Origin of the sequence: Robbsia andropogonis, assembly GCF_000970345.1 — a bacterium.
GTDB classification, from domain to species: domain Bacteria; phylum Pseudomonadota; class Gammaproteobacteria; order Burkholderiales; family Burkholderiaceae; genus Robbsia; species Robbsia andropogonis.
Genome location: NZ_LAQU01000078.1, coordinates 1 through 6,712, shown reverse-complemented (window position 1 = coordinate 6,712; position 6,712 = coordinate 1). Strand labels below are relative to the sequence as shown.

At 54.1% G+C, this 6,712-nt stretch carries 10 protein-coding genes; 1 reads left to right on the top strand and 9 read right to left on the bottom strand.

Going from position 1 to position 6,712, the window contains the following annotated elements; translation table 11 throughout:
• From WM40_RS25400 to WM40_RS25375, 5 genes are all read right to left on the bottom strand, one after another.
• Positions 1-729 (bottom strand): VirB4 family type IV secretion/conjugal transfer ATPase (locus WM40_RS25400; protein ID WP_046154395.1); only part of this gene is annotated, 729 nt, incomplete at its 3' end.
• A complete protein-coding gene (locus WM40_RS25395) occupies positions 726-1,160 on the bottom strand; it encodes a VirB3 family type IV secretion system protein (RefSeq protein ID WP_236693700.1) in 435 nt (144 codons plus the stop codon). The genes WM40_RS25400 and WM40_RS25395, both read right to left, overlap by 4 nt.
• Complete coding sequence (locus tag WM40_RS25390; protein WP_082103249.1) at positions 1,157-1,495, bottom strand: hypothetical protein; 339 nt, start codon at positions 1,493-1,495, stop codon at positions 1,157-1,159. Before WM40_RS25390 ends, WM40_RS25395 begins: the two co-directional genes overlap by 4 nt.
• Positions 1,496-1,506: 11 nt before the next feature.
• On the bottom strand, positions 1,507-2,145 hold the full coding sequence (locus WM40_RS25385; protein ID WP_236693699.1) for a lytic transglycosylase domain-containing protein: 639 nt from the start codon (positions 2,143-2,145) through the stop codon (positions 1,507-1,509).
• A gap of 331 nt (positions 2,146-2,476) precedes the next feature.
• Positions 2,477-2,692, bottom strand: a complete 216-nt coding sequence (locus tag WM40_RS25375; protein ID WP_046154392.1) for a hypothetical protein — start codon at positions 2,690-2,692, stop codon at positions 2,477-2,479.
• A gap of 195 nt (positions 2,693-2,887) precedes the next feature.
• Here WM40_RS25375 and WM40_RS25370 point away from each other — a divergent pair, with 195 nt between their 5' ends.
• Entirely contained in the window at positions 2,888-3,298 is a 411-nt protein-coding gene (locus WM40_RS25370; protein ID WP_046154391.1) for a helix-turn-helix domain-containing protein, read from the top strand.
• Here WM40_RS25370 and pxpA read toward each other — a convergent pair.
• The 4 genes from pxpA to WM40_RS25350 all read right to left on the bottom strand — a co-directional run.
• On the bottom strand, positions 3,287-4,039 hold the full coding sequence (gene pxpA / locus WM40_RS25365; RefSeq protein WP_046154390.1) for a 5-oxoprolinase subunit PxpA: 753 nt from the start codon (positions 4,037-4,039) through the stop codon (positions 3,287-3,289). The genes WM40_RS25370 and pxpA overlap by 12 nt on opposite strands.
• A gap of 83 nt (positions 4,040-4,122) precedes the next feature.
• Positions 4,123-5,118 carry a TRAP transporter substrate-binding protein DctP gene (dctP, locus tag WM40_RS25360; protein ID WP_082103245.1) on the bottom strand — a complete coding sequence of 332 codons (996 nt, stop codon included), beginning with the start codon at positions 5,116-5,118 and terminating at the stop codon, positions 4,123-4,125.
• 163 nt (positions 5,119-5,281) lie between these two features.
• Complete coding sequence (locus tag WM40_RS25355) at positions 5,282-6,313, bottom strand: helix-turn-helix transcriptional regulator (protein WP_082103243.1); 1,032 nt, start codon at positions 6,311-6,313, stop codon at positions 5,282-5,284.
• A gap of 4 nt (positions 6,314-6,317) precedes the next feature.
• On the bottom strand, positions 6,318-6,712 hold a 395-nt coding region (locus tag WM40_RS25350), incomplete at its 5' end, for an EAL domain-containing protein (protein ID WP_046154389.1).

The window sequence follows — 6,712 nt, the reverse complement described above, 5'->3', positions numbered from 1 at the left end:
AGGCAGCGTGAGCAGCGGGTTCGTCTGCCCCCATCCCGCATTCGGAAAGTCCTTGAGGTCATAACAGACGGCAAATCGCGTCGACGTGTCGGTGCGCAATTCGACGGTGTCATAGTGGAAATGCAGGTGGGCGGTCGGAATCAGGTCGCGGCCGGTCGCCTGCGTGACGGGCACGCGCTCATCGATCCCATTAAGAAGCTCACCAATGAATTGGTACGCCTCCGAAAACACGACACCATTGTGTCCATACGTTTGCAGCAATTGCGGATCATAGGCGACAAGGGCCTTGGTTAAGCCCTCTCCCAACTCCTCAAGCTCACGCAAGGTCTCGTCCAGATCCTCACCGGTGAGGATCGCGGTGATATAAAAGCTATTCTCGAAATGGTCGTGTTTGCGAAAACGCTCAAGGTATTTGTCAACCGTGCGTTGAATGAAAGGGCTAGTGAAGCGGTATTCGTCGCCGAAGGACACGCGCCGACGGCGAAACGTCGTCCACAATGCGAGACGATTGCCCTTTTCCAAGGTCATGGCGGCAAGCTGGCGATTCCACCCATCGTATCGCGCCTCTATCTCTGCACGGCTCACCGATTCAAACGGCACGCCGTTCACGCGGATCACGATGAAGGCACCACCCGAATCCAGGCTCGTCGCCGTTTCAGAAACGGGCCGGCCAATCTTAGGCAAATGATCTTCGACTGCCGAGACAAGCCGGGTCAAACTATCATTCATCGATATTCTCCAAGTTTGGCGACAGCAAGCTTTGACGAAGTATTTCGAATCGCACGAGATCTCTTCCCCCCCGAAAACGAACGGGTATACAAGTCGAGGTCACGTCCATAGCGCATTGGTGCGAGCGTGTAGGTCTTGCCGAAAACAGAAACACGTCGGCGATTGATCCAGCAGCAAAATTCCAGCCACATCAAATGGAGCGCCCGATCGTCGGTGAGACAGACTGAACGGAAGAACATGAATACCGGCACGCCCGCCGAGCCGATCAAAAGCCCGCCCGGCCCAAGCGCGAAGCCACCGATCAAACTACTGATCAAGGATGTGCAAGCGATGATCAGTGCCGCGAACATCGGCACGCCACCGATCATCGCCGTACGATTGAGCCCGGCGTACGACGGATGCAGGATGCGCTCCTCCTCAACGGTCATCATGCGAACAGTCCAAACGCCCAGCCGGCAAGGACAAGCGAACCGCCCACCGCCGCCGTCTTCGCGATAGCGCCGCCGAAGTCATGAATCCAGTCTGCCTTGTTGGACCAGCACTGAATTCCCACCCACAGTAGGTATGAACCCGCTAGAACGCCGACGAACCCATAGAACCATAGCGTGAAATTACTCACTGCTTGGGTACCGGCAGTGAGCCCACCACCCGCCCAACTTGGCCCGGCCAATACCGAGAGGATGGCAAGGACCCCCACGCGCCACATGATCGCGCCCAGCGAACTAGCCGGACGAATGAATCTATTATCAATAGACATACTGCGCATCTTGCACTCCATCAGAAATCCCCCAGGGCGTCCCAAGCAGGGTGTTGATCAATAGGCTTATGCTGGCCAGGCCCGGCACTATCGCGCGGCACTGGCTCACGCCTCGGGCGCGCGATCGGCGAGGGCGATTCGCGAATCGGTACGACATCGATCGGCGGAACACTCTCAGCACCACCATTCACCCGCGCCGCGTTTGCAACCACGCGCTCGACATAACTCGTTGCGTGACTATCGGGTACGAAACCCCGCGTGAAATTGCCACTGTAATAACAACTCAACGCCGCCCGCAAAGCGGCCTGCGGCGTTCTGCCCCCTGCAAGTGCGCGGTCATAGCAGCCCGAGAGAATTGCGCCACCTGCACGCAGATTCGCGCACGGATCAAACGCCGTTTCGTGCGACAAATCGTAGGCACGCAGATTCGCTCGGTTGATCTGTGTCAGACCAATGCTGTAATTCCACCCCGAGGCGTCCAGCGCCCGTACCGTTGCGATCGCTTCATCACGATTACGGGGCTGCCGCATTAGCTTCCCACCCACCACGCCGATCGCATATGGGTTAAATCCGGACTCTGTCTTGACAAGCGCGCGCAGCGTGGTCGGGTGGACCGAAGGCGCGCACTGCTGAGCGAGCAGCGCAAAGTCGATTGGCATCACCATGGCTCGGACGATAATGAATGATTGATGCTCACACGCCGGACCGGCGCGATCTGGACCGCTGCGCGATGCACTTAACGGTGGCAACGATTAACAATGGCACTTGAAAAGTGGCCAAAACCGCTATCGAAGCCAAAATCGCTAGACTGAAAGCGCACGGAATCATGACCCATAATGACAAGTCTTGAACGCTATTGACGGCCCAAGCAAAGTAAGAGTGTATAAATAACCGCATCCCACCAGCAGCCCAGGCAATTAGTACAACTAATTCCATCAAGCCAATAATGATTGGCTCGGAGATCACGTGGCTTAACAGTTTGCGCATGATTCACCAGTCCCGGCTATCGCGGGGCCACCCGCACTTGTAGAGGAAATAAGCGATCGACACCCAACCGGAACCGACAATCGCAACTTCGATCAGTTCAGGCAGCGTGGAATGTCTTTTGATCAACCAAAACACAAAACCCATCAAGGATGTCGCGACTATGAACAAGAGCAACCCGCGAATGACCTTGCGAATCAAACCGAAAATTCCGCCTAACACGATGTCCTCCTATCCGCTTCACGATGATTGCGGCCAGTGTTCCACTTTTCTTGTGCCATACGTCATGCACTCGCCTTTATACTGCTTGGGCATTTCATTGTACCTCACAAATGATTCAATTTTTGAACATAAACAGGTTTTTGATCAAAAAATTGACCATGAAACATCTTTGAAGACGAATCGACTCTAATAGGTATGAACAAATCCATAGGCGAACGCATTGTCGCCGAGCGAAAGCGCCTCAATTTCCAGCAAGGTGACATTTGTAACTGGACCGGTGTCGGCCGCAGCACGCAATTTGGCTACGAGCGCGGCGAACGAGTTCCAGATGCAAGCTATCTTGTTAAATTAATAGATCACGGCTTCGACATACATTACATACTTACCGGAACGCGTTCTCCGCGATATGGAGTCATCGACGCTAATCTGCTGGGCAACGTGTTCGCTCACATTGAGGCGGCGTTGATCGCAGTCGGCAAGACTATCGATATCAACAAGAAAGCCAAGCTTATTGCGTTTATCTATCAGACCGCTGCCGAAAATGGCCAAATCGATATTACGATCATAAAAAAATGCAATTGGCCTTTTAGACGATTAGGAAACTGAGGACACGACCTCGGCACCACGCTCGGACAACGCAGCTCGAATCTTCCGCGCAAATTCCACTGCGTGCGCACCATCACCATGTAGGCACAAGGTTTGAGGTTTCACCTCTATTTCGCTACCATCACTCGACCGAATGCGCCCATCGCACACCATCTTGATCGCTTGCTTACATGCCTCATCGTCGTCCTGGATCACTGCGTTCGGCTCCGATCGCGGCATCAGCTTAGCCAAGGGCGTGTAACCTCGGTCAGCGAAACCTTCATCGATGGCGATCAACCCTTCTTCCCGCGCAACCTGTACGAGTTGCCCACCCGCAAGGCCAAACACCGCGAGTTTGGGATCGAAGTCGCGTACTGCATGCACGATCGCACGGGCGAGTTCGACGTCGTCCTCGGCCTGGTTGTATAGCGCCCCATGAGGTTTAACGTGCGTTAAGCGTGCACCCTGTGCTGAAGCAATCGCGGCAAGCGCTCCTATCTGGTACTGAACACCGGCATAGACCTCTTCTGGCGGCAAAGACATCGCAGTACGGCCGAAATTCTCTCGATCCGGAAAGCTGGGATGCGCACCGATAGCGACACCACCTCGTAATGCAAGTGAAACGACTCGGCGCATCGTCATAGCGTCGCCAGCATGCCATCCGCAAGCCACGTTAATGGACGTAGCGTATTCAATCAACGCCTCATCGTTTCCACAGCCCTCGCCCATGTCAACGTTCAGATCAATTTTGTTCGCACCCATCACTTGCCCCTTCTTTGAATCGTCAATTCTCTATGAAGACACTTGCCCTGCTTACTGAGCGTGCTCAGCGGCAATGAAACCGGTTACAGCACCGACCTAACTATTTGGCTATATTCTGTTGGTACATGCGAGAGCCATTGCTGCATCCGCGCATCACCCGCATCACGGAGATATGCCTGCAATGCATCACCAACATCAGTGTTGACTCGAATGCCCGACGAACGCATGGCCGTATAATTTTGCTCGATGCGCGCTGGCAGAGCGGCCCATTGACGACGCTGCACTTCCTCAGCTGCTACATCCACCTGATGTTTCTGCTTTAACGGCAACGCTTCGTAGGCCGACTGGCTCATCACCACGAACGAAACCGGGAAGGCATAATGAATCGCCGTGAAATTCGGTAGTTTCCCAGCGAAAGACCTGCCTACAGCGCCATCGCCAGAAGACAGTACGCCATCCAGTTCCCCACGCCCGAGCAACGCGCTCACCTCCAACACAGGCATCTCCGACGCTTGCATGCCAAGGTCGGTAAGAACCTGTGCTGAACTTGCATCGTAGGTTCTCACACGCATTCCTGACAGGTCTGCCTCTACAGTTATCGCCCGACGAGACCAAAGCCCGGTAGGTGGCCAGGGCGAGATAAATAGCATGTGAAGACCGGCCCTCAACAACGCGCGACGGTATAGAGGTGTAAGGGCGATCGTAAGGCGCTGCGCTTGCGCAAGGGACGTAACCTGAAAGGGAATCGTAGGCAAATCGAATATCGGATCTATCCGGGAAAGCGACCCGGTGAATACATCCGCGAGTTGCAAGCGCCCGCTTTGAACATCAGAAACAAGATCTTTCCCACCGGCCTTGGCCTTGAACTGCGGCGCAATAACAATCTCGCCTGCCGTCTTAGCGTTCAATTCACTGGCAAAAGACGCGACACCCTGGCCCGCGATCGTGTCACGTGGATACGCGGTGGCCATTGACCAAGTCTGCTGAGCATGGACCAAGTGAGATCCTACGCAGCACCCGAGAGCAAGGGCGATAGCAAGTTGCTTGGATAGTCGACCTAATCTGCTCATTTTTACCATTGCGAACAACGACTCAAGAGAACTGCCGTAGGTCGCCGCCCGCCCTGGACACCGATCTAACGGCTCAACGGGCTAGACTGTAGCGCAAAAATCTAGGGTAATTCCATTTCCGAATTACCATTACCAAATTCGCCAGAATTTGTTATGATTTCCGGTTTTGCTTCTATTTCAGCAAGCCATTGTCGAATGCTATGGTTGCCGCTTTGTTGATATTGGGCTGCCCTAACTTCGCTGTAATGCCTGGATACACCACACCATAGACCGTTTTCACGGACACCCGCAGGGCTTGCGCGATGTTCGCAGCCGTCCCACCCGCTCGAACGATTCTCAGCACCTCTAACTCCGTGGCGCTTAAACGAAATTGGCTAATCGCTAGTTGTTCCAGACGCGCCAGGTGCCAGTCCAATAATTCGCACGCCAACATCCACAAATGGCGTCGATTGCGCCATAAGAGTTCGTCACCTGCCACCGAACGCTCACCGTTGCTCACTTGGAGCATGACAAGCGCAGATTTCGATCCAGCGTGAACCGGACAAACGAGACTATTTCTAAATCCATGTGCAGCAGCCTCTTCTAACCAGTGCACATCGTTATAAGACCTTAGTCGCGATAGTAGTGCTGGCGTGGCATTGCGTTTCGCATACTCCAGCAGCGGATCATTCATATACCAGACATTGTCCAAGTACTTTTGCAACCACGCCGGATGACAACCGACCAGATACCGCTGCTCCCTCACGTCGTTGGTCTTTGCATCCAGCACCAACCAGCTGAAGATGTACTGATCGGCTCCGAGCGCCTGAGTAACCGTTTTTACAATCGGCAGCAGGTCCGTCTCGTCACCACACGCCTCTATGCGGTCAAACTCGCCAAACATATCGATTGCTTTAAAAGCATGATGCGCACGTACTTCCCTAGCCGCGTCGGAGTAATGTTTCAGCAAGCTTTGAAAAGTGCTTTGAAGACTATCGCCCAGAGGGTCGGCGGATAAAAATTTATGCAGCCCCTGCTCATTTTCAACGGGATACAACTGTGTAAGTGTCGCCCCGTCGGCGCGCACAAGTTGCCGTTCTATCGAAAAAAGACCGGCCTGCGAACGGAACAAGCGAATCGTGACTGCATCGCGATTGATCCGGCTTACGGACTCGTAGAGTGGTTCGCGTGCGGCATCCGTGGTTCTATCCATTGCGGTAGTCATGCGACTAGGCCCTGGTGGCGATAGGCAACATCGCAGCGGACACAGGCCGGGAGAAATAGAAGCCCTGAACCGTCATATCACCAAACCGCGCGAGCCACGCCACTTGTTCACGTGTTTCGACTCGCTCAATCACCACAGAAAGTCCTCTTGCGCGTACGAGGTCAATGAGATGCGCCAACATCTCGGAGGCTTCGTTTTCAGACGGCACTTGTTGCATTAAACGCCAATCAATCTTAATGCCATCTATTGCCGCGTTACCGAGGCATGACAAGGACGAGCGGCCTGAACCGAAGTCATCGAGCACGACCTTAACGCCCGTCTTACGCAAAGCTTCTAACTCTGACTTAACCGTGACGTTCTCGTCATGGAGCAAGGTTTCACTGACATCCAGATGCAAAC

Excerpts from the sequence above, each read along its gene's own strand:
- pxpA (WP_046154390.1), bottom strand. The coding sequence starts at position 4,039 with ATGGGTGCGAACAAAATTGATCTGAACGTTGACATGGGCGAGGGCTGT.
- dctP (WP_082103245.1), bottom strand. The coding sequence starts at position 5,118 with ATGGTAAAAATGAGCAGATTAGGTCGACTATCCAAGCAACTTGCTATC.
- WM40_RS25370 (WP_046154391.1), top strand. The coding sequence starts at position 2,888 with ATGAACAAATCCATAGGCGAACGCATTGTCGCCGAGCGAAAGCGCCTC.
- WM40_RS25385 (WP_236693699.1), bottom strand. The coding sequence starts at position 2,145 with ATGCCAATCGACTTTGCGCTGCTCGCTCAGCAGTGCGCGCCTTCGGTC.
- WM40_RS25390 (WP_082103249.1), bottom strand. The coding sequence starts at position 1,495 with ATGCGCAGTATGTCTATTGATAATAGATTCATTCGTCCGGCTAGTTCG.
- WM40_RS25355 (WP_082103243.1), bottom strand. The coding sequence starts at position 6,313 with ATGACTACCGCAATGGATAGAACCACGGATGCCGCACGCGAACCACTC.
- WM40_RS25395 (WP_236693700.1), bottom strand. The coding sequence starts at position 1,160 with ATGATGACCGTTGAGGAGGAGCGCATCCTGCATCCGTCGTACGCCGGG.